This window comes from Flexivirga meconopsidis (assembly GCF_026162425.1).
In the GTDB taxonomy this organism is placed as follows: Bacteria; Actinomycetota; Actinomycetes; order Actinomycetales; family Dermatophilaceae; genus Flexivirga; species Flexivirga meconopsidis.
The window spans coordinates 155321-180083 of the sequence record NZ_JAOBQJ010000001.1 but is presented as its reverse complement, the minus strand read 5'-3'; the positions used below and the strand labels follow the sequence as shown (position 1 = coordinate 180083).

Below are 24763 nucleotides of genomic sequence, written 5' to 3'. Positions count from 1 at the left end.
CTTTCGTCATACTTTGGGCGCTGAATTGCGTTGGTATCTATCAGGATTGACGATCAGGCGTCGACAGTTTGTGCCGCGTCGACGGCGGGTCGGCCGGCAGCTTCCAGGCTGGCCAGGAAGCGCTCGGCATCAAGGGCGGCCGCGCAGCCGGTGCCGGCAGCGGTGATGGCCTGTCGGTAGGTGTGGTCGACGAGATCGCCGCACGCGAAGACGCCCTCGACGTTGGTCGCGGTGGTGCCATCGCCGGTCAGCACGTAGCCCTCGGCGTCAGTCTGCACCTGACCCACGACAAGTTCGCTGCGCGGAATGTGCCCGATCGCCACGAACACTGCCGAGGTGTCCTGCTCCCGGGTGTCGCCGGTGCGGGTGTCGCGCAGGGTTATCGACGACACCTTCGGGTCGCCCTGGATGCCGGCGATCTCGCTGTTCCAGGCGAAGTCGATCTTGTCGTTGGCAAGCGCGCGCTCGGCCATGATCTTGGAGGCGCGCAGCTCGTCGCGGCGGTGCACCAGGGTGACGTTGCGAGCGAAACGGGTGAGGAAGGTCGCCTCCTCGATGGCGGAGTCGCCGCCGCCGACGACGACGATGTCCTGGTCGCGAAAGAACGCGCCGTCGCAGGTCGCGCACCACGAGACACCGTGCCCGGAGAGCCGCTTTTCGTCCTCGAGGCCGAGCTCGCGGTATGCCGACCCCATCGCCAGCACGACCGCACGGGCTTCGTGCACGTTGCCCTCACCGTCGGTGACCTTTTTGATCGGACCGTCCAGCTCGACCGCGGTGACGTCGTCGCGGACCAGGTCGGCACCGAAGCGCTCCGCCTGCTCGCGCATCTGCATCATCAGCTCGGGGCCCATGATGCCGTCGGCGAAGCCGGGGTAGTTCTCCACCTCGGTGGTGTTCATCAGTGCGCCACCTGCGGTCACCGAACCCTCGAACACCAACGGGTGCAGGTTGGCCCGCGCGGCATACACGGCAGCGGTGTAACCGGCCGGGCCGGAGCCGATGATGATCAGATTGCGAGGCTCGCTCACGAAACGTCCTTCGGGGTTGAGGCCATGAGGCCCGCTCACCGGACCTCATGCAGCACAACAGATCGTAGGCGGCGGATGTTCCGCGGGGCGAGGCCCGCCTCCTGCGGGCATGTCCGGGTCAGACCGTGCGCGGCGCTGCGTACGGCGTGGTGCCCTTGCTGCAGGTGGTCGACACCGCGAACGCGGTCTCGGTGGTGCCCTTGCGGACGACCACGACAAGGGCGGGCTTGCCGTCGAAGCGGGCCAGGTCGACCTTGATGTCGTCGGGGTCGTCGAGCAGCGAGCCACCCACCGAACGAGCGCAGGTGGCGATGCCTTCCGGGGTAGCCAGGGACCCCAACTGCGTCACGATCGCCGGGTCAGGGGTGCCGGACGCAGTGTCCCCGGCCATGCTCGCCGCCTGCGCATTGAACGAGGCGCTGGTGTAGTCGGTGCCGGTCGAGGCCACCTTGACCTTCCCTGCCAACTGGGCGTTGCTGAGCGAGGTGGAAGCACCGGCGGACGGGACCGCCGAGGTCGGGGCCTGATCGTTGTTCAGCGAGTTGATGCCGACCACGGCGACGGCCGCGACCGCTGCGGCCGCGACCAGCCCACCGACGAGTTGCATCGGCCGGCGGGAGGCGGATTTGCGCGGGGCCCCCGTCATACCGGAGGACGCGGGGCGAGCAAGTGGCGTCACGTTCGAGTTGTCGTCGCCGGCGCGAGCCTCTTGCTCGCGGGCGAGTGCGGCAGTGATGCGGTCGGCCACGGCAGGGGGCATCGGCCCGGGGTCGGGCAGTGAGCGCAACAGATCGCGCATGCCGGTCGGGTCTTGGTCGAAGTCCTCAGATGGCGGCGTCGTCACGGCATTCCTCCAATCGAGTCAGGAACTGAGACGACAAATGCCAGGCGTGGGTTCCGCCTCGCCAGCCGGCGGGGCGGTGTCAGGGGGTCCAACATCAGTCGCGGGTATGACGACGCGGCGCGCAGCAGGGTTCCACGGGATTGCCTCGACATCCGGTCAGTCCTCGACGGCGGGTGCGTAACCGTCGCCGTGCTTGTCCCGCAGCAACTCGGCGAGCGCGGTGCGGCCTCGGGCGCACCGCGACTTGATGGTGCCCTCGGCGACGCCGAGCACCTGCGCGGCCTCGGCGACCGGCAGGCCCTGCATGTCGACGAGAGTGAGCGCCAGGCGCTGGCCCTCGGGGATTTTGCCGAGCGCCTCCTGCACGTCCAGCCGTACGACGGTGCTGCCGTGCACGTCGTGCCGGTCCGCCAGGTCGTACTCCGGCAGCTCCGAGGTCGGCTTGATCCGGCGCAGTCGGTCCAGGCAGGCGTTGACGATGATGCGGTGCAACCAGGTGGTCACCTGCGCGTCGCCGCGGAACGAGTCCGCGCGCCGGAAGGCTGAGATGAATCCGTCCTGGACCGCGTCGGCGGCGAGCTCGGGGTCGCGCGTGGTGCGCAACGCAACAGCCCACATGCGGTCCTTGTGTCGTCGGAACAGCTCCCCGAAAGCGTCGGGGTCGCCGGCGCAGTGGGCCGCGAGCAGCTCGCGGTCGTTGCGCTCGGCGGGATCAGTCACGACAGCACCTGGATCTCGTTGATTCTTTCTCGGTATTCGCCGGTGTCCTGCTGGCTCAGCTGGGTCACCCACACCGTGAGGTATTTGCCGGTGGCGCCGTTCAGGTTAGCGGTCTGGGTGCCGGAGCCAGTCAGGGTTGCCGCGGGAGTCTTGTCGCTCACGGTGCCGACCGTGTCGGTGAGGTAGAGCTTGATCGTCGACGGACCGCCGGTGGTGGTGATCTTGACCGTGCTGACTTTCTGGCTGCTGCCGAGGTTGAGATAGAGGCCGACGCCGCTCTTGACGCCGCCGAACGCCGCCGAACCGTAGCGGAAACTCTGCCAGTAGGTGGCGGGGTCGCCGTCGATCACGTTGTCCGTCATCTGCGGGTTCTGGGCACCGTCGGTCCCGTAGTAGCCGACGTTGGTGATCTGCACCGGCTTGGCGGACGGTGACGGTTTGCTGCTGGGGCTGGCCGACTTCGAGGCCGACGCAGACCGGGACGTGGCCGGGCTGGCCGCCTTGTTGTCCCCACTGCCACCGCCGATGCCGCGCAGCCCGATGGCTGCGAAGACGATTGCGACTACCACCAGCAGTGCGACGAGCAGGAGCGCGAGCTTGCTGCTGCTGCGGTCCGGCTCGAAGCGCCCGGTCAGACCGGGCACCGGCGGCTCGAGCTCGGTGAACGACGGGTCGTAGTCGTCGTCGTGTGCCGCCGGGGGCGGCGGTGCAGTGCGCTCGCGGGCGGCGTCGAGCACCGAGCGGGAGATCTGCGCGGTCTCGTCGGCGTCGGGCTCCCGTGCGGGCGCCGTCTCCACGGCTGCTGTGCGGTCGGCGGCGTCGTCCGTTGCCGGGGCCTTGGTGAGGGAGGGTTGGCCCGGCATACGGGTTGCTGAGGGGGCGCCGCCGGGCACCGACTGCAGCGGCGCAGCGTGAGCCGCCGAGGCCGGACGGCTCGGGCGTCGGCCGCTGTCGGAGACGCGCTCGGACGACCAGGGAGCCAGTTGCCGGGCGAGTTCGCCGGGGGTGCGGGGGCCCTCGTCGGCGCCCAATGTGGTGCGGCAGAGCGTGTCGAGATCACCGGGTACGCCGGGAGCGAGCTCGCTCGGCGCCGGCAACTCGCCGTCGGCGCGGCGGTCGACATCGAGCAGGCCTGGCACGGATTCGGCACCGGGCCAGCGGGTGGTGAGGCCGGCGTACGCGATCTCGACGAGAGCGACGGTGTCGATGCGGGAGGCCTCGTCAGACGAGACGTCGTCGGTGCCAGCCAGCGCGGCGTCGGTCGGCAGCCCGAGCACTGACACTGCGCCGTCGGGGGAACGGACGATGTCGTGCGGGGTCAGCCGGAGGTGGTGGAGTCCGCGAGCGGCCGCGGCGCCGAGCCCGCTGGCGGCTTCCCCGATCAGGCGGCGGACCTCTTCGGCGGGCAGGCGGTCGAACTGCAGCAGCGACGCCATCGACTCGGCGCCGTGCAGTGCCTCGGTGATGACGTATGCCGTGCCGTCCTGCACGCCGACGTCGAGCACTCGGGGCAGGTGGTGGTCCTCGACCCCTGCGGCTCGTCGGGCGCTGTCCAGTGCCGCGTCGGCGTGGGCCGATGTCGCCCGGAAAAGGGTTGCGGTGACTTCCCGGTCGAGCGTGGAGTCAGCGGCCGTCCACAGCTCTTGGTCGTCGCGTTGCGCGAGCATCCGTGTCAGCGTGTAGCGGTCCGCCAACACGGTGTTTTCGCCGATGCCCTGCACTCGCCAACGCTCCCGTCGGCACCGGTGCGTGGTCCGGTGCGCTCGTTCGTCCGATAAACCGGACCGTCTGGCGGCCCGGCATGTCCCGGGTCATCCTAAGAGGCCAGGTTGCCCAGTGCGGTGACCTGGCGCGGTGTGCCGGGTCACGGGATCGGCGTCAATCTCAGTGGCTGACCTGGGTGCGAACTGCCCTCACGCACAACGTGCCGCACCCGGCGAGCACGATCACCCCGCCGATCACACTGAATGCCAGGTCGATTCCGGTGCCGAAGGCGACCAGCCCGACTGCGAGGTAGCCGAGGGGCTCCAGACCGGTGATGGCGAATGTCAGGATGCCGAGGACCGCGCCCTTGCCGCCCGGAAGACTCATCGACCGGGCGCGGACGAATCCGCTGAGTGCGGGCCCGGTCGGTCCGGAACAGAGCCCGAAGAGTGCCGATAGCACGATGAAAACGGTGAGGTTGTCGGCTGCGCCAAGCGCGATGATGCAAGTCCCGACGGCGACCATCAGCACGACGGCAGCGCGCACCTTGTGGCGAAGTTTGTTGACCGCGCGGATCATCACAAAGGATCCGATTGCCAGCCCCGCTGCCCACACGGCGTACCCGAGGCCGAACTGAGCGGCTGACCAGTGATGTCCCCGCGCTTTGAGGGGGTAGCCGGTGAGGGTCAGACCGGCGGTCAGGGCGTTGTAGACGCCGTGCAGGGGAATCGTGTGCCGCATTACCGGATCCACGGCGACGATCCCCCAGCCGGCACGCGCGGCACGGAACAGATCTGTGTCTGCAGTGGGTGGCGTCAATTGTTGCGTGGTCGTGATCCTGGCGAACAGCCCGAGCGCGACGAAGAAGGCGACGGCACCGGCAATCGACGGACCGGCGAGTCCGACATCGGAGAGCAGCCAGCCTCCGGCGGCTCCGGCGATGACCTGGGCACCGCGCATGATGAGCTTTTCGATGCCGGCGATGGTCGTTTGTCCGTTCTCCGGCACCAGATCGGTGGGGAAGACCTCCATCGCCGGTTGGTGGAGTCCGTCGACCGCACCGATGACGAAGGCAAGGACCGGCAACACCACGAGCGGTGTCGTGTCGACCACCATCGCGACCGTCCACGCCAAGAGGACCGCGAGTCTGACCGACTCGGTCATCAGCACAGCCCGGCCGGAGCCGAGCCGGTCGATCAACGCCCCACCAAGCAGGGTGAAGGCTGCCGCCGGAACGGCGCCGGCGCAGAAGATCAGGCCACTCCACAACGCGGACGGGGCTCGGGCCGCGACCCATCCGAGCGTGACGAACCACAGCGAGTCGCCGATCAGGTCGAGCGCGAGGGCTGCGAGATACGGGCGTACGTGGCGGTGCCGGATGACCTGTCCGGCGGTTAGTGACGCCTGCCCACCTGTTGTTGCGGTCACTTCGTCTCGAGAGCAATCGCGAGTGAGACCGACGGTCGTGGTGAAGATGTGACGAGTTGAGACCCCGGGGCGGATGTTCCCCCATTGACGACAGCCGGTCGAACGTGCCCTCTAGGCAGTTGAACGGGAGTTGCGGACGATAGCCGCGCTCTTTCGGCACCCGATCTTCCTCCAAGGGGTGCAACGGCCATCACAGATTCAGTAGACCAGAGCCGAGGACCGTTGAGGGCTATTCACATCCAGTACTCGCCCTGGAATAGTAAAGACTTGGCAAGACGAGACGTACTACGAGAGATTCGCATCAGTGTGGGCAAAGGCTTCGATTGCAACGCAGAGTGCGCCAGCTTGGCCGATCGTGCGCTGTTCTCGACCCCAACGGGCCCAGGAACCCGGTGGTAGCTGAACGTGGCCGGAAGCTGCAACTCGCGCGGTTGCCGCGATCGCTTCCGCGCGCCGTCGAGAGAGTTGCGTCAGCAGGTGGAGAGCTGCAATCAGTTGGGAGTCCTGCAGCCCCCTGATGTGCAGGTGTCCTTCCAAGATTGAGACTTCGACCGGTTGTGGCGAGAGCATGTCGGCGACAGCACGTCCGAGAACGAGGCACAACTCATGGTCCCAGCGTTCTGCGAGCGGAACGCTGATCGCCCCATCTTGAGGCAGAGAACTTGGTGACGGACTACGCATGGACAGACTCCGACCTCGGTGTGACGTGGTGCCACCTAGCTAGAAGATCCAGCTTCATGAATCTCCTAAAGGTTGAAGGCTAGGTGTGGCATCTCTACGGAACCACGTGTTTGGTCAAGGGAGTTTCCGCGTTTCGTAAAGGTTCGGTATTGCCCCGTTGACGACCATGATCTCCTTTAGGATGTGTAAGCGTGAGGGTGACAGACGAGTGCTGGGGGATGGTCCCGGACTTTTCGGACCGTCTGGCGGCGGCGATGGACTACGCCGGGCTGACGAATCGACAGCTGAGCGAGCGTTTGAACGAACTCGGCCTCGAAGGGATGAACCCCAACCACGTCCATCGGCTCTTGAAGGGCCGGTCAGACCAGCCTGAGTCGCGACATGCCAATCCCACGTTCATCGTTATCGCGGGTATGTCGCGGGCATGTGGCGTACCGGTGCAGTGGTTCTTCAGCATGAGCGACTCATTGATCGATGAACAAGACACACTTATTGAGCGCTATGCCGAGAATCTTCTCGCCGACTGACTCCTCTGCTCGAACGCGAATGCGAAGGAGTGACGACTAGCGATCCCTGACCGGGACCGCATTGGCCGGCACGTACACCAGTACCGTGGTGTCGTCTGCACCCACGCGTTCAACCGTCTTGCTGGCCCACTTCTCAGACTCAAGCACAGCGCGCAATTCGTTCGTGAGCTCCTCCAGTTCCCTCGCATTGAGCCTGAACCAGTAGTCGTGATTCATGCTTGCCTGTGCCCACTCGACCGGCCAGTTGGTCTCGTCGAGGACCCATTCGCGAAGGAACTGGTGTTGGCTGAGAAGGAAGGCCTGCATCCATCGACGCATCGCCAAGGGGTCGACCGCGTCGTTCCCAACGAGTTGCGTCAGTCGGAGTCCCCCCGGAACATGGCTCCACAGACGCTGCCGTTCCGGCTTGCCTTCGTCATCTGGCGCGACGAAGCCGACCTCCTGCATCGCGACGAGGTGGCGCTGCATGCTCGTCTCACCGACCCCCAGGCGCCTGGCGAGCCCAGCGGCCTTCATTGGCCCAAAGTTGCGAAGGTGAATGTACGTCCGCCACCGCACAGGCTCTGACATGGTTTCGAGTACGCCCGCAGTAACGTCTGGTGTCCGAAGATCTCCCACTCGACAGAGTGTATGTGGGCAAGAGTTCGGGTACGCTCATCAAAGGATTTGGTCATCGGGGCGTACGCGTTGGAGGTGCAGGCGTGGTGCTTCTTAGCGGCCGCGGAGGATGAGTCGGGTGGTGCAGCCACCCGAGGTTCTACGAGGATGAGTCGGGTGGTGCAGCCACCCGAGGTTCTACCGACGAAGAGATGTTAGTCAGAAGTCTCCTGCGCGACAGCCTCGCGGGAGTTGCGCCATACGGCGACAAGGCATGCAGCACACGCGGCGGTGGATAGCCCGCCGAGGATCTGCGCTGTCTGATCGATCGTCACGATTGCCGCGACGCCACCGACGATCAGCGCGCCTATCGGTTCGATGCCGCCGGTCACCGCCGAGACGACGGACATGACCCGGCCGATGAGGGTGTCGGGCACTTCCTCACGCGTGAAGCCACCGAGCATTGGCCCGACGGGCCCGATGCTCAGTCCCATGATCAAGGCGCTGATGGAGGTCAGCATCTGCGTGTTCGCGAAGCCGATCGCCACCACCGCGCCGGACGAGATGACAGCTCCGCCCAGGCCGATGAGGAGCCCAGCTCGGGTGGACAGGCGCGTCAGCCGCAAAGTGCCAGCGGTCCCGAGGGTGATGCCAATCCCGTAGGCGCCGAAGGAGCCGCCATACGCGCTGGCGTCCCAACCGGCGTGCCGTGCCTTCAACGGCAGGATTGCCATGATTGCGGCTGCGCTGATCAGGTTGACGATGCCTTGGCTGGTGATGGTCCATCGCAGGATCCGGTGACGCCGCACATAGCCGAGGCCCTGACCGATCGACGAGTCTTCTGCGGCGGTGGCCACCGTCGTCTTGCCCGGCTGCCGGGCCAGTCGGGCAAGGATGACGACAGTGGTGACGAGCAGCCCAGCGCCGACGAGTGACGCCGCCGACACGCCACCGGTGCCCAACAGCCAGCCGCCCGCGAAAGCGCCTGCAGCCTGGGCGAATCGGGTCGACAACCGTTCGACCTTGAGAGCGCTGGCCCGGCCCTCACGAGGCAGGAGCTCAGTCGGGTACTTCAACATCGCCGGATCGTGGTAACCGGCGACCGCGCCAATTGCGAAAGTCACCGCGAGCACGGCGAGCAGGCGCCACGTGCCGACGGTTGAGGTTGCGATTGCGGCCCATAACAACAGCAACGCCAACCGCACCGGCATCGTCCGGCGGAGCAGCGCACCCGAGCCGATCCGATCTGCCCGCAGACCTCCGCGGAAGAGGAAGAACACGTGAGGGATCGACCCGGCAGCCAACACGACACCGGTGTAGATGCTGTTGGGCGCACCGGCCGCGACCCACCCGACCGTGACCAACCACATCGCGTCGGCGGCGACGTCGAGCACATAGACGGTCAGAAATGCCCGGAACCGGCCGACGCCAAGCACCTCGCCGGCAGTCCAGCGTGTCTGCAAGGGGGTGCTCACGGGTTCACGGTAGTGAGCGGCGACCTACCTGCGGGGCTATCCACAAGGGGCGATCAGCGCCACCGACAAACAAATACCTGAAGGCCCCGGGCAACTACGCCCGGGGCCTTCAAGTTCCCCTCCCATTCCCCCACGACTGTCCGCCGTGCAATTCCCCAGGGATCTAGGCGGTCCTGGCCAGTGAGAGGGCTGCACGCAGCGTCGCGATGTGGTCGAGCTTGCGCTGCGCGTCCTCCCAACGGCGCCAGAGGAAGTCCGGCAGCTGCACGTCGCCGTGCTCACTGATGATCGCGGCGTCCTCCACACGGGAAGCCGTCGCGCGTGCCTGGTCGTCCATGACGTCGAGCCCGTGGAGCAGCTCGGGCAGGTCGATGCCGTCGACATCGAGCACCTCGTCGTGCAGCGCGACGTCGACCGCACCGATGTGCTTGGCGGCGTCCGCGGCACTGGTCACCAAATCGGTGCACGCCATCGGATCCCAGTGGCGGTCTGTCGCTGCTTGGATGCTCACTCGCCAATCACCTCGAACCGGATCAAACGTGTGTAACGTAAAAGTGTCAAGAACCTCTACTTCTTAGCGTGCTACGGCGCGTCATCCCAGCACAAGACGCGGATGATTCAAGATTTGGTAAGGAATTGGTAAAGAAGAGTGACACGTATACGTGTCATCGAGGCAATGCGAGGATGGCGCGATGAAGCTCGACGAGAGTGTGTGGTCGCTGATCCCGGACTTCTCCGGCCAACTGAGCGCTGCGATGGATCGTGCCGGCATGTCCGCCCGCGAGGTTGCAGAAGCCCTGCAGCAGCTCGGCTTCGGCACTTCGCGCAACCAGATCAACCGGCTCGTTGCCGGCGAACTCGACCGGACCACAGGGCAACGCCGCCGGTCCAACCCGACCCTGATCCTGCTGGCCGGACTCACCGAGGTGCTCGAGGTGCCGCCTGCCTGGTGGTTCGAGCGGTCACCCGAGGTGCTCGCTGCTCAGATGGAACGGTTCTACTCCGAACGATCCAGGAAGCGCACCAGCTGACCGTCCTCAGCCCGTATGACGAAGCGCGTCAGCTGTCGCGCGGCTTCTTGATCGGGAACACGTTCGTCGTCACCACGATGGCCTCGGCGTCCGGAATGTCCTCTCGGGAGTGCGCCATCGACGCGTACTTCTGGCACACCGTGACCAACTCGTCGGTCAGCGCGGATACCTCGTCGCGGGTCAGCCGCAGCCAGTAGTCGTAATTGAGCACGGCCTCGCGCCACTCGTCTGACCAGCCGTTCTCCTGATCGGCCCACTCGCGCAGCAGAACCATCTGGGTTTCGACATACACCCGCATCCAGCGAGCCATCGTGTCCTGGTCGAAGTCGGTCTCCAAGCCCGTCAGCCGCATGCCGCCTTGTATCGCGCGCCAGGGCCGGAACCGCAGTTGCTTGCCCGATCCGTCGTCGACAGAAGTGATGAAGCCGACCCGGTCCATCTCCTGCAGATTGCGCATCATCGTGGCCTCGGAGGTGCCGACGCTCTGTGCGAGTTGGCGGGCACGTAGTGGACCGTGCACCCGCAGCAACTGATAGGCCCGCCAGCGCACCGGGTCGCACATGACGTCGAAGATCTCAGGCGTCGGGTCCGGCGTCCGCTCTACTGGCACGCGCCGAGCCTAATCGCAGCTAGCTGCCGAGCGCGCGAGCCACTATGCTTCACATGTGTTGCAGCCGTGTGTGCGCACACGGCCTGCTTACCCGGTTGAATCCCCCAGATCGGAGTCCCCTCATGAAGGTTCGCGGCAGCGGCGGCTAACGTCCCCCACCTTAATCACCGAAAGACCCGTGGCAGTTGCCCGGGTCTTTCGTCGTTTGGCCGTATGACGGGGCTCATCGGCCGGCCAGCCGGCGCACACCGCCGAGCTTGTTGCCGACCACCGAGACCAGCTCCTCCACCTCGCGCACATGCAGTCGGCGGGCGATCACGACATACAGGGCCATGAAACTCACGGCGGCACCGAGCAGGATCACCAGGTTGGCCGACCGGGTCTCGTCGCCGAGCGCGAGGGCGAGGGCGAAGCGCACTGCGAACGCGATCACCAGCGCGAGCACACCCGCGACGGCCAGTCGCACCCAGGTCTGCATCACGTCGACGATGTGCAGGCGGGGAAGTCGGCGCTGTCGGAGCCAGCGGAAGCCGACGACCGCTTCGACGACGTAGGCGATCGATCCGGCGATGCCGACGCCGAAACCGATCCAGGGGTCGGGCAGCAACAGCGATGGAAGTGCGACGAGCGCGGTCACCACGGTGCATACCGCCTGCATGACGAACGGGGTGCGCGCGTCCTCGTAGGCGAAGAAGACCCGCTGCACCACGACGATCACGGTGAACGGCACCAGCCCGAGCATCATCGCGATCGTCTGCCGCTCGACCGCGTTGCCCAACTCAGCACCGTAGAAGAAGTGCGCGAGCGGGCCGGCCGCCACGAGTGAGCCGAAAGTGGCCGCGATGGTCGCCACCGACGACAGGCGAAGACTGAGCCGGGCGTCCTCGGTCACCGCCCGCGTCGACCCGGCGTGCGCGGATCGCGACATCCGGGTGAACAGCGCGGTGATCAGGCTGAGCGTGACCAGTGAGTGCGGCAGCATGAAGAACAGGAACGCATAGCTCTGCGCCAGGGTGGCGGACGCGTTCTTGGCCGCGTTGAGCACGTTGGTGTTGATCAGTAGCACGCCGACCTGCTGGACCACGACCGCCGCGAACGCCCAACCGGCGATCTTCGAGGTGCTGCGCAGCCCCACACCGCGGAAGGTGAAGTCCGGGCGCCAGCGGTAGCCCGAACGCCGCAGCGGGATGATCAGCACCAGCGCCTGGGCGACGATGCCGAGTGTCGCGCTGCCGGCCAGCACCACGGTCTGGGTCATCGTCCAGTCACCCGGGTCACTCACCGGTCGCTGATCGGTGGAGAAGAGCAGCCAGACGATGCCGGCGATCGCGAAGAGGTTCGCCAACGCCGGCGCCCACATCAGGGCGCCGAACCGGCTGCGCGCGTTGAGCACCTCGCCGAACAGGGTGTAGAGGCCGTAGAAGAACAGCTGCGGCATACACAACAAGGTGAAGAGCACACCGAGCTTGAATGTCTCGCCCGATGCCGACACGTAGCCGATCTTGAAGACCAGCGGCGACGCAATCGCGAAGACGATGGTGGCGCCCAGCAGGATCGTCATCGCCAGCGTCAGCAGCCGGTCGGTGTAGGCCTGCCCGCCGTCCTTGTGGGTCAGTGCCCGGGTGATCTGCGGCACCAGCACCGCATTGATCACGCCGCCGGCCAGCAGGATGTAGATGGAGTTGGGCAGCTGATTGGCGGTCGCCCAGACGTTGCCGACCGTCTGATAGATCAGCGCGCCGAGCAGGATCGTCCGGACGAAACCGAGTAGCCGGGAGACCATCGTGCCCGCGGCCATGATCGCGCTGGCCCGGCCGATGCCGCCCGCCGCGGACTGCTGCGGTGCGGGTATGGCGCCACCCGCGCCCTCCGGGCTGGTCGCCGAGGCGGCGCTCGCCTCCGCCTCCAACTGCTCGCGCCGGGCGGCGACCACCTCCGGATCGGCGACCGGCAGGTAGCCGGAGTCCTCGCCGATCCACTCCGCATAGAGCGCGCCCAGGCTCGCCTGCGACTCCGGGGCTCGCGACGGGCGTGCGGCGGCCTGCTCGGAATACAGCTGTCCCAGACTCGGGCGGCTGTCCTCAGTCATCGGTGGTGCTTTCGGTCGTTCGGTGCGGGGCGTCGGGCAGTTTGGCCACGCGCTCGCCGGCGTCGACGATCGCGTGGTCCGGTGCCGGGGCGCCCGCAGGAGCCGGTGCCGAAGCGGTGCGAGGACCGCGCCGCAGCGCGCGGCGCAGGCCGAAGATCAGCACGAGCACGGCGAGCGCGCCCAGCACCCACATGATCCACCCGGATGTCGGCCGGACGTTGACCGTCAGCTGCGCGGGCGCGTCGGAGCCCGGCCAGGCGGACCCCTTGGGCGTGCTGAGCAGCACGTCGATCGGCACGTTGCCGCTGCCGACCGCCTTGATGCCGAACTTGGCGGCGCCGCGCGAGTTGGCACGGACCGCAACGGTTTTCGACGGGTCCTCGATCTGGAGCTGGTATTTGCGCGGCTGCAGGGTCAGGGTCACGTCGTGCACGGCCCGGTTGAGGTCGTTGGTGACCGTGACTGTGATGTCACCGGAATTGGCGAAGAAGTTGATCGACGAGTCGCGCACCGAGACCTTGTCCAGCACCGCAACCACCGCGGACGCGTTACGGTCCGCGACCGACGCGGCCGCCGAACCCTGACCTCGCCAGCGCGCGGACCCGATGACGTCGAGTCCGCGACGGCGGTCGTCGACCACGTCGTCGCCGTCGACCAGGATCGACTGCAGTGCCGACAGCCGGCGTCGCGACTCGGGCAACTGCTCCAGCAGGGCTGCCGAGACGGCACTCTTCCCAGGCGTCGGGTATGCCGGGCCGGGCCGCGGAGTGGGCAACAACCTCGTGGTCGGCGCGGCCTGCAGGTCGGCGGCGGTCTCCGTCGCGTCGCGCAGCTGCACCCACGGCGCCGCCTGCATGGCCTTGACCTCGGCGGCGAGCACCGCGGGACTCGCGCCACCGGTGCGCGGGGCCACCAACGCAACCGATCGCTGCGTTCCCGGCGACTGCTGATAGGTCGCCATCAGATGGGCGAGCAGCAGGTTGGCTCGTTGTCCCGCAGAGTCGGCCGCGGTGCCGAACGTCTTGGAGAGGCTCTCGTCATACGCCAGCACGCCGCGGGTGCCGGCGAGTGAGCCGGTCGCCGAGGGCACGTCGCGAGCAGGCAGGGCACGGGAGGGCACCAGCGCGATCGGCTGCGACTTGTCGCCGGCGGACACCGTCTTGGCGGCGTCGGTGACCGCGCCGGCCGGGACGTCGCCGGTGGGTGCGAGCACGCGCTGCGTGCTCACGCTCTTCAGGTCGTCCGGTATGCCGCGGGTCAGGTCCCGGGTGGCGAGTGCCTGCCCGGGCTTGCCCGCGGACCGGAGCGCGCCGAGATCCGGGTCGTCCCACGGCAGCCACCACACCGACTGACCCGAGGTCAGACCGGTCAGCCGTCCTTTCAGACCGGCGACCAGGCTCGCGACGCTGTCGGTCTCTTCGGTGGGTGCCGTGCTCGAGGACGACGAGGAGGAGGACGAGGACGCGTCGCTCGGCGACGAGGACGAGTCGGTCGGGGCGGGCGACTGCGCAGCCGCGGAGCCGTCGCTGCCGGCGGTGGAGGTCGCGGACGGCGACCCGGTCGGCGACCCGCTCGGCGATTCACTTGGCGACGGACTCTCCGCCGACGCGGGCGGGACGTTGTCGTCGGCAGGAGCCGGCGGGTCGACGAGTTCGGGATCGATCGCCCAGATCACCGGCGTGCCGTCGAGCGCGTCCAGGGTGCGCTGGACCTGCGAGTCGGGGCCGATCGCCCGCCGCCAGGCCGCCGTGCGCTCCTCGCCGCTCGGGCCGAACAACGCGGGGTCGGCGGGCAGGGTGAGCGGGACGACGACGCTCACCTGCAACGGGTGGTCAACGCTGCCGGTGCGAAACTCCAGCGTGCTGCGGGTCGTGCCGCGCACCGCGGACCCGGACTGGGCCGCGTCATCGGTGACCGCCACGCTCATCGGCAAGGAGGCGAGCCCGTAGCGGTATTGCAGTTTGTCGGCGGGAATGGTGACGCTGAACGTCCCCGACTTGCCCGGGTCGATCGTCCCCGTTTGCGTGGACGCGACCTCCGTCAGCGGCAGTTGCAGCTTGCCGGCGCTCCACGAGTCGACCTCGGAGTGGGTGTCCAGCAGGCGATCCGACAGCGAGAGCCGCACGACGGGCTGCTCGATCGGCTCCGACCCTGAGTTGGTGATGGTTCCGGACACCCGTACCTGCGCGCCCCGGGTCGCCACCGCCGGGTCGTTCGCGCCGAGCCGGATGTCGGCCGACGAGGCGGAGTCCGTGGCCGCGTGCGCGGCCCCCGTCATACCGAAGGGGAGGAGGACCAGGAGTGCCGCCAGGACGACGGCGAGCAGACGGTTACGCGGTGCCGGCGAGATGTTGCCAAGCGGTCTGGACGATGCGGCGCTCATTGGGGAAGGTCAGCCTGCGCTGCACCCGGTCGAGCCGGAACCAGCGCGCGTCGACGGCCTCGTGATCGGGGTCGCCGTCGATGCTGATCTCGCCACCGAGTGCCTCCAGCATGTAGTGATGCACCCGCTTGTGGATGCGGAATTGCGGGGTGCTGAACCAATAGTCGATCGTGCCGAGCGTCAGCAGGGCACGTCCGATGATGCCTGTTTCTTCTTTGACTTCACGAACCGCCGTCTCGACCAGCGTTTCGCCCGGCTCCACGTGGCCCTTGGGCAGGCACCACTCCAGCCGGCCCGCCCGGTTGTGCCGCGCGATCAGCGCGATCCAGCCGAACCCGCCGGCGACATCGATGATCACCCCGCCCGCGGACGTCTCCTCCACAGCCGGCAGCCGCCGCACCGAGCGGCCGGCGCGCGGAGTGTGGAGGGTCATTCAGACACTGTAAACCGCACTTGCTGTCACACCGTCCGGTTCCGGTGATTCGCTGACCTACCCTTGACTCTCGTGCCGACGTCCGACCCCTCCGACTCGTATGACGCGCTGCGCCGCCGCGCCGTGAGCCACCTCGCGCCCTCGCTGCCGCTGCTGCAGGAACTCGGTGACCTCTTCGCCGCCGCCGGCCACGAGCTCGCGCTCGTCGGCGGACCGGTGCGCGACGCGTTCCTCGGCCGCAGCTCCCACGATCTGGACCTGACCACCTCGGCGACACCCGACCAGACCGAGGCCCTGCTGAAGCCCTGGGCATCGGCAACCTGGGACATCGGCCGCGACTTCGGCACGATCGGGGCACGCAAGGGCGACAGTGTCGTCGAGGTCACCACCTATCGGTCGGACGTCTACGACCGGCAGTCCCGCAAACCGCAAGTCGCGTTCGGCGACTCGCTCGAGGACGACCTGGTGCGGCGCGACTTCACCGTCAACGCGATGGCGCTGCGGCTGCCGTCGCTGGATTTTGTCGACCCGTATGGCGGGATCGCCGCGCTCGCGGCCCGCACCCTCATGACACCGTCCCCGCCGGAGGTGTCGTTCGGCGACGACCCGCTGCGGATGATGCGCGCGGCCCGGTTTGCCGCTCAGCTCGGCTTCGCGGTGGACCCGCGAGTGCGTGCCGCGATGAGCGAGCTCGCCTCGTCGATCGAGATGATCTCGGCCGAACGGGTGCGGGACGAACTCATCAAGCTGCTGCTCTCGCCGGACCCGCGCTCCGGGCTCACTCTCCTGGTCGACACCGGCATCGCCGACTACGTGCTGCCCGAGCTGCCCGCGCTGCGGCTGGAGGTCGACGAGCACCACCGGCACAAGGACGTCTACGAGCACTCGCTGACGGTGCTGGAGCAGGCGATGGCGCTGGAAGGTCCGCGGGTCGTGCCCGGGCTGGACGAGCCGGAACTCGTCGGCGGCCCGGACCTGGTGTTGCGCCTGGCCGCGCTGTTGCACGACGTCGGCAAACCGGCCACCCGGCGCTTCGAGTCCGGCGGCGGCGTCTCCTTCCATCATCACGAGATGGTCGGCGCGAAGCTGGCCCGAAAACGACTGCGGGCGTTGCGTTTCGACAAGGCCACGATCAACGACGTGTCGCGGCTGACCGAGCTGCACCTGCGCTTCCACGGGTATGGCGATGCCCAGTGGACCGACTCGGCGGTGCGCCGCTACATCACCGACGCCGGACCGCTGCTGTCCCGGCTGCACCTGCTCACCCGCAGCGACTGCACAACCCGCAATCGCCGCAAGGCAGCGGCGCTGGCTGCGTCATACGACGGACTGGAGGGGCGCATCGCGGCGCTGCGCGCGCAGGAGGAGCTGGACGCGGTGCGACCGGAACTCGACGGCAACCAGATCGCCGAGGCATTGCAGATCAGGCCGGGCCCGGTGCTCGGGCGCGCGTACAAACACCTGCTCGCCTACCGGCTGGATCATGGCCCGGTCGGCGAGGACGCCGCCCGCGAGGAGCTGTTGCGGTGGTGGGCGGAGCAGCCGGAGTCGAGTGCATCCTGATGCGAGCTACTCCGTCATTACCAAATCTTTGCCTGGGGACGAGCACAGAAGCGTGTCGCGCAATGACATGTTGACGTCATGAGTGTCGACGCCACTTCCCGCTGGACGCCGCGTCAAGTGGTCGGCGTCGGCCCGTTCCGCCTCTTGCTCGGGGTCACGTTCCTCGACGTGACGGCGGATTCCATGTGGTACCTCATGCTCGGCTGGGTCGCCGCGTCGGCATCCAACGGCCTGGTCACCGGCGTGATCCTCGCTGCGGCCGCGATCCCGCAGGTGGCGTTCATCCTGGTCGGCGGTCTACACACCGATAAGTACGGCGCGGGCACCATCGTCCGGCGCACCACGCCGATCCGGTTGGCGCTCTTTCTGCTCTGGTCGGTGATCGCGATCGTCGCGCTCGACGTGACCCGATTTGTCGCGATCATCGCGGTGTCCCTGCTGGTCGGCGCGGTCGCCGGCTTCCACGACTCGGCGATGTCGACCTACCCGACCGAGTATCTGGTGCCCGCCGCGCGTGGCACCGCGGTCTCGGTGGAACGGGTCGCGATGCGTGCGGCCCAGGCGGCGGGCGGCTTCCTCGGCGGTCTGCTGCTGGGCGGCGGCGGAGTCTCCGCTCCGACGGTCGGTGCGGCAGCGTGCCTGCTGATCGTGGCCCTGCTGCTGTCCCGACTGCGGCACCATGCACGGATCCCCGATGCTCCGATGCCCGAGGGCGAGGAGGCACCGGAGCTGACGATCCGCGCCGGGTTCGACTTCGTCCGCCGGCATCCGGTGCTGTCGGCCACGATCCCTGCGCAGGGTGTGGTCAACCTGGTCAACGGTGGCGCGTTGATGGCCTTGCTCCCGATCAAGGCGCACCGGATGGGCTGGGGCGCTGGCGATTACGGTGCCGCGATCGGGTCCGCCGGATTGGGCATCACGCTCGGCACCGTGCTCTCGCTGACACTGACCCGGTTGTCGACGCGAGCTCGCACCCTGCTCGGCATCAGCCTGACCATCATCACCTGCTTGGCCGTCTCGACGATCGGCATTGCCGACTCGCGCGCCGCCGCGGCGACCACGGCCTTCGTGATCGGCCTGGCGGTTGGGCCGGTCGGCCCGCTGCTCACCGGCTACGCGCGGGAGCAGACGCCGGCGGCACTGGTCGGCCGGGTGATGTCCATCCTCGGCCTGGTCACCGTCGGGATCGAGCCACTCGGGTCGTTGCTCACCGGTGGCCTGGTTGCCGCCATCGACGTCGACCCGGCGGCGATGGCGCTCGGTTTGGCCGGTGCGGCAATCTGCGCGATCAGTCTGGTGCGGTTGCTGCCGCGGCGGAAGTTCACCGCGGCCCGCACCCACTGATCAGCTATCCGCGATGAGCGACACAACCACGTGGTCCGTGCGGGACGTCGCGGGGATCGCGCAGTTTCGGTCCTATTGGGTTGCCACCGTTGCTGATTCGGTGGCCGCAGGGTTGTGGTCTGCAACGCTGCTCTGGGTCGGCGCAGGTGCCGCAAACCACATCGCCGGCAGCCTGGTGATCGCGGCGGGCGTTGCTCCTGCCCTGCTGCTCGCGCCCTTTGGTGGCATCGTCGTCGACCGTGTCGGCTCCGGCCGCATTCTGGTGGTGACGACCGCGCTGCGCACCGTCCTGCTGGCGGTGTGGGCCGTTCTTGGGGTTGGGGACGTGGACAATCTCGTCCTGCTCGGCCTGGTGGCGATGGGGTTCGACGGTCTCGCCGGTCTGCACAACCCGGCCATTGGTGCCTACGTCTCGACCTTCCTGCCGCCCGATGCGGCGCCGGCGGCCCGGTCTGCGGAAGCGACCGGGCAGCGAGTCGCGCAGCTGGTCGGGATTGCGCTCGGCGGTAGCCTGCTGGCTGCTTCCCTGGGACGCGCGGTCGTCGGCACCGTGGCCGTCGCGGCCTCCTTGCTCGGTTTCGTCCTCTACGCCCTGATCTACCGGTCGGCCGGCGACCGCACCGGGTCGCAGGCTCGATCCCGTGTGGGTGGCGAGCCGTTCGGGCGACGCGTGCTGCGCGGCCTGCAGATCATCGGACAGCACGTCGTCCTGCGCCGCACCATCACCACTCAGCTGGTCGGCAGCGCGATGGCCGAGGGTGCGGTCATCGTCGGCGTACCGTTCTTGATCCGGGAGCACCAACTGCCCGGGATCGCCTTCCCCCTCGGCGTCACCGCGACCTTCCTGGGCGTCTTCGTCGGCACCCTGGCGACGGCCCTGCGCGTCGAACGGATCGGCCACCTGCCGCGACACGGACTGCTCGCGTTCGGCAGTGCTGCCGTCGCGATTGTCGCCATCGGGCTCATCGGTGGCCGGGCGTGGCCGGTGACCGTGCTGCTGGCCGGAGCCGTCGGCTTCGGCATGGCCAGCGGCGGACCAGCGCTCACGGGGTGGGCCGGCCGTCAGGTCCAAACAATGGCCGAGCGCAATGGTGAGGCCGTGATGGGCCGATTCAGCGCCGTCATCGCAATCGCTATGCAGGCCGACAACGTCGGCGTCATCGCGGTCGGCGTGCTGGCCGCGTGGTGGGGCATCGATGCGGCGATCGTGGCCTTCGGGGTGGTCTTGTTGCTGACCGTCGCGTGGGGCCTGAGCGCACGCGCAGTTCGCGAGGCGTGAGCGCTCAGCGCGGGGTGAGTTCGACGATCGGGATCTTGCGCTCGGTCCGTCGCTGATATGCGGTGTAGCGGTCCGCGTTGACCTTGTTGACGATTTGCCAACGGCGCGCGAAGTCGGGGTCGTCGGGCAGCGTTACACGAGCGTGCACCGGGATGCGGCGACGGCCCACCTGCACCTCGATCGTCGGGTCGGCCTTCACGTTGGCCAGCCAGCCCGGTGGCTTGCGGGCGCCGCCGTTGGAGGCGACCACCAGGTATGCCGCGCCGTCGCGTCCATAGGTGAGCGCATTGGTGCGCGCCTTGCCCGTCTTGCGGCCGGTGGTGCGCAGCAGCAGCGTCGGGTTGCCGAAGAGCAGCTTGTGCCCGAGTGCGCCGCCGGACTTGTCGTAGATCCACTGGTGCGCCTGCAAAACCTTGCGGCCGATCTGTTCCGCTCGCGAAGAAGCCATGGCCGCACGGTAAGCGGGTTCTACGGCTGTAGCAAGGGTGCCCGATCGGACGACCACCGATTTTCCAATTATCTAGTGAGTATGCGATTATCGGGATATGGCCTTTGACCACTACCTGCGACACCCCCGGCCCTTCGACGAACGCCCGGTCTATGACGCACTCGGCGAGTTCGGCAAGGTCTTCGCAAACCCGGTGCGGCTGCGACTGCTTGACGTCATACAACAGGGCGAGTGCACGGTGGAGGATCTGGCCGATCGGTCCGGCATCCCGCTGAAGAACACCTCGGCCCAGCTGCAGCAACTGCGGGCGGCACAGCTGGTCACGGCGCGGCGGGACGGGGTGCGGGTCTACTACTCGATCGCCTCGGCGGCCGTGGAGCAGTTGCTGCGCGCGTTCACCGGGTTCGCCGAGCAGCACGTCGCAAACGTGCGCCGCGCGGTCGATGACTACTTCGCGACTCAACCGCACCTCACCCCGGTCTCGGCCGAGCAACTGGCCGAGCTCGGGGACACTGTCACCCTCGTCGACGTGCGACCCGCCGAGGACTTTGCCCGCGGCCACATTCCGGGTGCGATCAGTGTGCCGCTTCCCGTCCTGGAACGGCGCATCACCGACATACCGGGTCATCGGGATGTGGTCGCCTACTGTGAAGGACCCTACTGTCTGGCCAGCCCGAAGGCCGCGGAAATGCTTGCTGCACAAGGGCATTCGGTGCACACAGTGCTCGGCGGGTTCACCGCCTGGAGTCGCGCCGGACTGGAGGTCGCACGGTGAGCGACCTGGTCATCGACGTGCACGCACACCTTTGGACGCACGCCTACCTCGACTGCCTCACCGCCGCCGGGATCGACTGGACGGACATGTATTACCAGCTCGGCGCGACGGACAGCCAAGCCGATCTGGACGCGCGGTTCGAGCTTATGGATCGTGCCGGGATCGACCGGCAGATCCTGTCCTCGGCGCCGCTCGCGCCGCACCTGCCCGATGAGCCCGCGGCGGTCGCCGCGGCTCGGCAGGTCAACGACGAGTATGCCGAGCTGATCGCGACGCACCCGGACCGGTTTCTCGCGTTCGCCTCCCTGCCGCTGCCGCACATGGACGCGGCGCTGGAGGAACTCGCGCGCGCCCTCGACGACCTGTCCTTCGTCGGGGTTGCGGTGACAACCGACATTCTCGGAAAAACGCTGTCGGACAGCATATTTCAGGACCTGCTCGGAGAACTCGACCGGCGCGGCGGGGTCCTCTACGTGCACCCCGCCGGGCAGGACGCACGCAGCGGGCTGATCACAGGGCGCCCGATGCGCTGGTCGGTCGGCGCGCCGATCGAGGACACGATCGCGTTGGCCGACCTGCTCGTGCAGGGCATCCCGGCCCGATACCCGCGGATGCGGATCGTCGGGTCGCATCTGGGCGGGGCGTTGCCGATGGTGCTACCCCGGATGGATGCGCAACAACCCTGGGAGTCGCCGGACACCCCGGAGTCGCCGAGTCAGGGAGCCCGGCGGATGTGGTTCGACACTGTCGCGCATGACAATAGACCGGCCCTGCGGGCCGCCGCGGACGTGCTCGGTGCAGACCGCCTCGTGCTGGGGACCGATTTCCCCTTTCAGCCGGGAGCGGAGTTCCTGACGGCGACGGCGAATGTCCGCGACGAGCTGTCGGCTTCGCAGGCGGATGACGTGCTGTCGGGCAACGCGACCCGACTCTTCAATAGCCGAATGTCCAACAACTGCAAGAAACAGGAGTAGATCATGCTGCTCGACCACACCATCGTGCCGGCCCGGGACAAGGTCGCCTCGGCGCAGTTCGTCGGCCACGTCCTCGGGCGGACGATGAAGCCCAATCCCGGACACTTCGCCCAGCTGCCGATCAACGAGAGCCTGACACTTGACTTCGCGGATGAGATCGAGGATTGGGGTGGACCGGGTTTCGATCCGATGGTCGGGAAGAGTCATCACTTCGCTTTCGTCGTGACGCCCTGGGAATACGACGACATCCTGGCGCGCATTCGGGCGGACGGAATCCCTTATGGCAGTGGGCCGTTCCGGCACACCGACGGCCGTGAATACACAGCTCGTGGCGGTCGCGGGGTCTACTTCGAAGACCCCGCGGGAAACATCTTCGAGGTGATGACCGTGCCCGAGACCGGCTACCCCGAGGGCTTCACCCAGCAGCCGGTAGAGGCCGAGGCATGACCCGCACCTATCGTGTCGGCTGGGCGACCCGTGGGATCAATGGTGGGTATGCGTGGCTGACCAGGCGCGGCGTCGGCGCGGCATACCGGCACATCCTGACGGTGCGCGGACGACGTTCCGGGCAGCCTCGCTCGACCCCGGTCGACGTGATGGTTCTCGATGGCGAGCGGTACCTCGTTGCGCCATACGGGGTGGTGGCGTGGGTGCACAACCTGCGGGCGTCGGGCGAGCTCGAACTCTCTCGGGGGCGTATCCGGGAGAAGCTGAACGCCGTTGAACTTCAGCCATTTCCGGCAGTGCCGGTGATTCGTCGGTACATCCGCGACGTGCCGGTCACTCGCCCCTACTGGGAGGTCGGGGTGGACGCGAGTGATGCCGAGATCGCGGCTATCGTGCCGAAGCACCCGGTGTTTCAACTCGTGCCGCCAGATCCGGCCGCGTGACTAGCGGCCCGCGTGTCCACACGACAAGTGGCGCGGTCGTTGGGACGGATCTCGGCGCCGTCCATGCTTTTCGGGGCATTCCCTACGCCGCCGACCCGGTGGGTGCGCTGCGCTTCGGCCCACCGCAACCCCACCCGGGCTGGCGCGGCCGACTGACCGCGCAGCGATCCGGACCCGCAGTGCCGCAGAGCGCGTCACGGCTGGAGGCGGTGATGGGATCGCGTGACGGGACACCGATGAGCGAGGCCGGTAGTCTGACGCTCAACGTATGGGCGCCAGCCGCGGCCGTTAGCGACTCCCGCAAACGCCCAATCCTGGTGTGGTTGCACGGCGGCGGCTTCACCAGTGGATCCGCCGGCTGGGACTGGTATGACGGGGCGCGCCTCGCCGAGGCCGGCGACATCGTGGTCGTGACGGCGAACTACCGCCTGCACGCACTGGGGTTCCTCTGGTTTCCCGAGATCGGCGCCGACAACCTCGGGCTGCAGGACCAAGCCGCCGCGCTGCGCTGGGTGCACGGAAACATCGCCGCGTTCGGGGGAGACCGTGAGCGGCTCACCATTGGCGGCCAGTCCGCTGGCGCGTACTCCGCGTTGGCATTGTCCTGCGATCCGGCGACACAGCACCTCGGCCGGCGGATCATGTTGCAGAGCACGCCCTTCGGTATACGGCCGGCGGACCCATCCGTGGCACGCAGGACCACGACGACGTTGCTCAAGCTGCTCGGACTTCCGCCGGACGAGCGGGCCGCGCCGATGTTGCGGTCGGTCCCGGTCGATGAATTGCTCTCTGCTTATGGCGAACTCACTGCGATCGGACCGTCAGGGCAGGTTGCGCCACCGATGTATCCGGTGCGTGACGGAGCGGGGATGCACTTCGCGTGGCACGCCGCCGCGGCCCGCGCCTTGCGAAAGGATGTCCTGGTCGGGCGCACCGCACACGAGTCGACGGCCTTCCTTGCCGGCGGTGGAACTCCGCTGCCGGACGGCGCCCCTGACGGACCGAGATGGCGTGCGGCGACCGCAGCGGTGTTCGGCGACGGACTCGATGCATTCACCGGCGCACTCACCGCCGCGGGAGGCTCGCCACACGAATATTGTTTCGACCGTATCAATCCCGAACGCCCCGACCTCGGCGCGACCCATTGCGCCGACCTGCCGTTCGTCTTCGACAACCTGGACGCGTATGCGGGGGCGCCGATGCTGGGGCGAGTCCGAGGCGCCGACCGGGCACTCGCAGTCAGCTGGAGTACGGCGGTCGGCGACTTCGTCAGGACCGGCCACGTTCAATTTCGTTGAGCTGCACCGCTATTCGGTGTGTTCGACTGACATCCGCCACCGCGGAGGGCGGCGAGGGCGTTGTCGACGGCCCGATCGGCGACTGCATTCGTGATCGGTTCCCCGCTCACGAGCAGGCGGTAGTAGATCGGCGCGACCACCAGGCCGATGAGTTCGCCGGCATCGATGTCGATCGCGATGTCATGCCGTTCGCCCGCGGCTGACACGATGGCTTCGGCTTGGGCATACCTGCCCGCAAAGAAGTCACGCTTGAGCGTCGCAATCTCCGGGAGCGTCGACGCCTCGGAGAAGAAGGCATGCAGCACCCCTCTCACCCGTGGAGACCGACTGTTGAGCAACCGCACCAAGGTGCGCGCGAAGTAGCGGAGGTCGTTCACCAGCGATCCCGAGGCCTGCACCGGGAACTGCTGGCTGACCAGATCCGCGACCGCCGCCGCGACCACGGCATCCTTGCTCTGCCAACGCCGATAGATGGTCGTCTTGTGGACACTCGCCCGTGCGGCGATGCTCTCGATCGTCAGGCCTGCGTAGCCGTCCTCGTGCAGCCCGTGCAACGTCGCGTCGTAGACCGCGACGCGAACTCGCTCCGAACGTCCGCCGGGTCGTCGTTTGGGCTCGGCCACCACCACCCCCTAACGC

General features: G+C 67.7%; 24 protein-coding genes. 10 read left to right on the top strand and 14 right to left on the bottom strand.

The window, feature by feature from the left end; genetic code table 11:
* Window positions 1–53: 53 nt before the first annotated feature.
* From trxB to N2M23_RS00850, 5 genes are all read right to left on the bottom strand, one after another.
* Window positions 54–1031 (bottom strand): thioredoxin-disulfide reductase, encoded by a 978-nt coding sequence (gene trxB / locus N2M23_RS00870; protein ID WP_265442608.1) that lies wholly within the window; start codon window positions 1029–1031, stop codon window positions 54–56.
* A 118-nt stretch (window positions 1032–1149) separates the two neighbouring features.
* Window positions 1150–1875, bottom strand: a complete 726-nt coding sequence (locus N2M23_RS00865) for a hypothetical protein (RefSeq protein ID WP_265442607.1) — start codon at window positions 1873–1875, stop codon at window positions 1150–1152.
* Between the two features lie 156 nt (window positions 1876–2031).
* Window positions 2032–2595 carry an RNA polymerase sigma factor SigM gene (gene sigM / locus N2M23_RS00860; RefSeq protein ID WP_265442606.1) on the bottom strand — a complete coding sequence of 188 codons (564 nt, stop codon included), beginning with the start codon at window positions 2593–2595 and terminating at the stop codon, window positions 2032–2034.
* A complete protein-coding gene (locus N2M23_RS00855; protein WP_265442604.1) occupies window positions 2592–4262 on the bottom strand; it encodes a hypothetical protein in 1671 nt (556 codons plus the stop codon). Before N2M23_RS00855 ends, sigM begins: the two co-directional genes overlap by 4 nt.
* A 217-nt stretch (window positions 4263–4479) precedes the next feature.
* On the bottom strand, window positions 4480–5727 hold the full coding sequence (locus tag N2M23_RS00850) for an MFS transporter (RefSeq protein WP_265442603.1): 1248 nt from the start codon (window positions 5725–5727) through the stop codon (window positions 4480–4482).
* An 872-nt stretch (window positions 5728–6599) separates the two neighbouring features.
* Here N2M23_RS00850 and N2M23_RS00845 point away from each other — a divergent pair.
* On the top strand, window positions 6600–6935 hold the full coding sequence (locus tag N2M23_RS00845) for a helix-turn-helix domain-containing protein (RefSeq protein ID WP_265442601.1): 336 nt from the start codon (window positions 6600–6602) through the stop codon (window positions 6933–6935).
* A gap of 36 nt (window positions 6936–6971) precedes the next feature.
* Here the strand turns inward: N2M23_RS00845 and N2M23_RS00840 are convergent, their stop codons facing one another.
* From N2M23_RS00840 to N2M23_RS00830, 3 genes are all read right to left on the bottom strand, one after another.
* The gene (locus N2M23_RS00840) at window positions 6972–7403 is read right to left on the bottom strand and encodes a hypothetical protein (protein ID WP_265442600.1); all 432 of its coding nucleotides are present in this window, start codon (window positions 7401–7403) and stop codon (window positions 6972–6974) included.
* 344 nt (window positions 7404–7747) lie between these two features.
* Window positions 7748–9007, bottom strand: a complete 1260-nt coding sequence (locus N2M23_RS00835) for an MFS transporter (RefSeq protein WP_265442598.1) — start codon at window positions 9005–9007, stop codon at window positions 7748–7750.
* A 163-nt stretch (window positions 9008–9170) separates the two neighbouring features.
* Window positions 9171–9518 (bottom strand): general transcription factor IIF subunit 2, encoded by a 348-nt coding sequence (locus N2M23_RS00830; protein WP_265442597.1) that lies wholly within the window; start codon window positions 9516–9518, stop codon window positions 9171–9173.
* A gap of 181 nt (window positions 9519–9699) precedes the next feature.
* Between N2M23_RS00830 and N2M23_RS00825 the strand changes: the two genes are divergently transcribed.
* The gene (locus N2M23_RS00825) at window positions 9700–10038 is read left to right on the top strand and encodes a helix-turn-helix domain-containing protein (protein WP_265442595.1); all 339 of its coding nucleotides are present in this window, start codon (window positions 9700–9702) and stop codon (window positions 10036–10038) included.
* Window positions 10039–10066: 28 nt separating this feature from the next.
* Here the strand turns inward: N2M23_RS00825 and N2M23_RS00820 are convergent, their stop codons facing one another.
* The 4 genes from N2M23_RS00820 to N2M23_RS00805 form a co-directional block, all read right to left on the bottom strand.
* Window positions 10067–10648 carry a winged helix-turn-helix domain-containing protein gene (locus N2M23_RS00820; RefSeq protein WP_265442594.1) on the bottom strand — a complete coding sequence of 194 codons (582 nt, stop codon included), beginning with the start codon at window positions 10646–10648 and terminating at the stop codon, window positions 10067–10069.
* A 223-nt stretch (window positions 10649–10871) separates the two neighbouring features.
* Complete coding sequence (murJ, locus tag N2M23_RS00815) at window positions 10872–12737, bottom strand: murein biosynthesis integral membrane protein MurJ (RefSeq protein WP_265442593.1); 1866 nt, start codon at window positions 12735–12737, stop codon at window positions 10872–10874.
* A complete protein-coding gene (locus N2M23_RS00810; RefSeq protein ID WP_265442591.1) occupies window positions 12730–15120 on the bottom strand; it encodes a DUF6049 family protein in 2391 nt (796 codons plus the stop codon). The genes murJ and N2M23_RS00810 overlap by 8 nt, the downstream gene beginning before the upstream one ends.
* Window positions 15068–15553: an NUDIX hydrolase gene (locus tag N2M23_RS00805; protein WP_265442590.1), complete on the bottom strand. Its 486-nt coding sequence runs from the start codon at window positions 15551–15553 to the stop codon at window positions 15068–15070. The genes N2M23_RS00810 and N2M23_RS00805 overlap by 53 nt, the downstream gene beginning before the upstream one ends.
* A gap of 72 nt (window positions 15554–15625) precedes the next feature.
* Here N2M23_RS00805 and N2M23_RS00800 point away from each other — a divergent pair, with 72 nt between their 5' ends.
* The 3 genes from N2M23_RS00800 to N2M23_RS00790 all read left to right on the top strand — a co-directional run bounded on the left by N2M23_RS00800 (window position 15626) and on the right by N2M23_RS00790 (window position 19739).
* Window positions 15626–17116, top strand: a complete 1491-nt coding sequence (locus tag N2M23_RS00800) for a CCA tRNA nucleotidyltransferase (protein ID WP_265442589.1) — start codon at window positions 15626–15628, stop codon at window positions 17114–17116.
* A gap of 78 nt (window positions 17117–17194) precedes the next feature.
* Complete coding sequence (locus N2M23_RS00795; protein ID WP_265442587.1) at window positions 17195–18460, top strand: MFS transporter; 1266 nt, start codon at window positions 17195–17197, stop codon at window positions 18458–18460.
* A 13-nt stretch (window positions 18461–18473) separates the two neighbouring features.
* Window positions 18474–19739, top strand: a complete 1266-nt coding sequence (locus N2M23_RS00790) for an MFS transporter (RefSeq protein WP_265442585.1) — start codon at window positions 18474–18476, stop codon at window positions 19737–19739.
* A 4-nt stretch (window positions 19740–19743) separates the two neighbouring features.
* On the opposite strand, the gene N2M23_RS00785 is transcribed toward N2M23_RS00790, so the two are convergent.
* Window positions 19744–20187, bottom strand: coding sequence for a nitroreductase family deazaflavin-dependent oxidoreductase (locus N2M23_RS00785; protein ID WP_265442584.1), 444 nt, complete (start codon window positions 20185–20187; stop codon window positions 19744–19746).
* A gap of 97 nt (window positions 20188–20284) precedes the next feature.
* Between N2M23_RS00785 and N2M23_RS00780 the strand changes: the two genes are divergently transcribed.
* From N2M23_RS00780 to N2M23_RS00760, 5 genes are read left to right on the top strand one after another with little or no spacing between them, the layout of a single operon-like run.
* Complete coding sequence (locus N2M23_RS00780) at window positions 20285–20962, top strand: ArsR/SmtB family transcription factor (RefSeq protein WP_265442583.1); 678 nt, start codon at window positions 20285–20287, stop codon at window positions 20960–20962.
* Window positions 20959–21936, top strand: a complete 978-nt coding sequence (locus N2M23_RS00775; protein WP_265442581.1) for an amidohydrolase family protein — start codon at window positions 20959–20961, stop codon at window positions 21934–21936. Before N2M23_RS00780 ends, N2M23_RS00775 begins: the two co-directional genes overlap by 4 nt.
* Before the next feature lie 3 nt (window positions 21937–21939).
* Window positions 21940–22383 carry a VOC family protein gene (locus tag N2M23_RS00770; RefSeq protein ID WP_265442579.1) on the top strand — a complete coding sequence of 148 codons (444 nt, stop codon included), beginning with the start codon at window positions 21940–21942 and terminating at the stop codon, window positions 22381–22383.
* Window positions 22380–22826, top strand: coding sequence for a nitroreductase/quinone reductase family protein (locus N2M23_RS00765; protein ID WP_265442577.1), 447 nt, complete (start codon window positions 22380–22382; stop codon window positions 22824–22826). The genes N2M23_RS00770 and N2M23_RS00765 overlap by 4 nt, the downstream gene beginning before the upstream one ends.
* The gene (locus tag N2M23_RS00760) at window positions 22823–24124 is read left to right on the top strand and encodes a carboxylesterase family protein (RefSeq protein WP_265442576.1); all 1302 of its coding nucleotides are present in this window, start codon (window positions 22823–22825) and stop codon (window positions 24122–24124) included. The genes N2M23_RS00765 and N2M23_RS00760 overlap by 4 nt, the downstream gene beginning before the upstream one ends.
* Here N2M23_RS00760 and N2M23_RS00755 read toward each other — a convergent pair.
* The gene (locus N2M23_RS00755) at window positions 24112–24747 is read right to left on the bottom strand and encodes a TetR/AcrR family transcriptional regulator (protein ID WP_265442575.1); all 636 of its coding nucleotides are present in this window, start codon (window positions 24745–24747) and stop codon (window positions 24112–24114) included. The genes N2M23_RS00760 and N2M23_RS00755 overlap by 13 nt on opposite strands.
* Window positions 24748–24763: the final 16 nt, after the last annotated feature.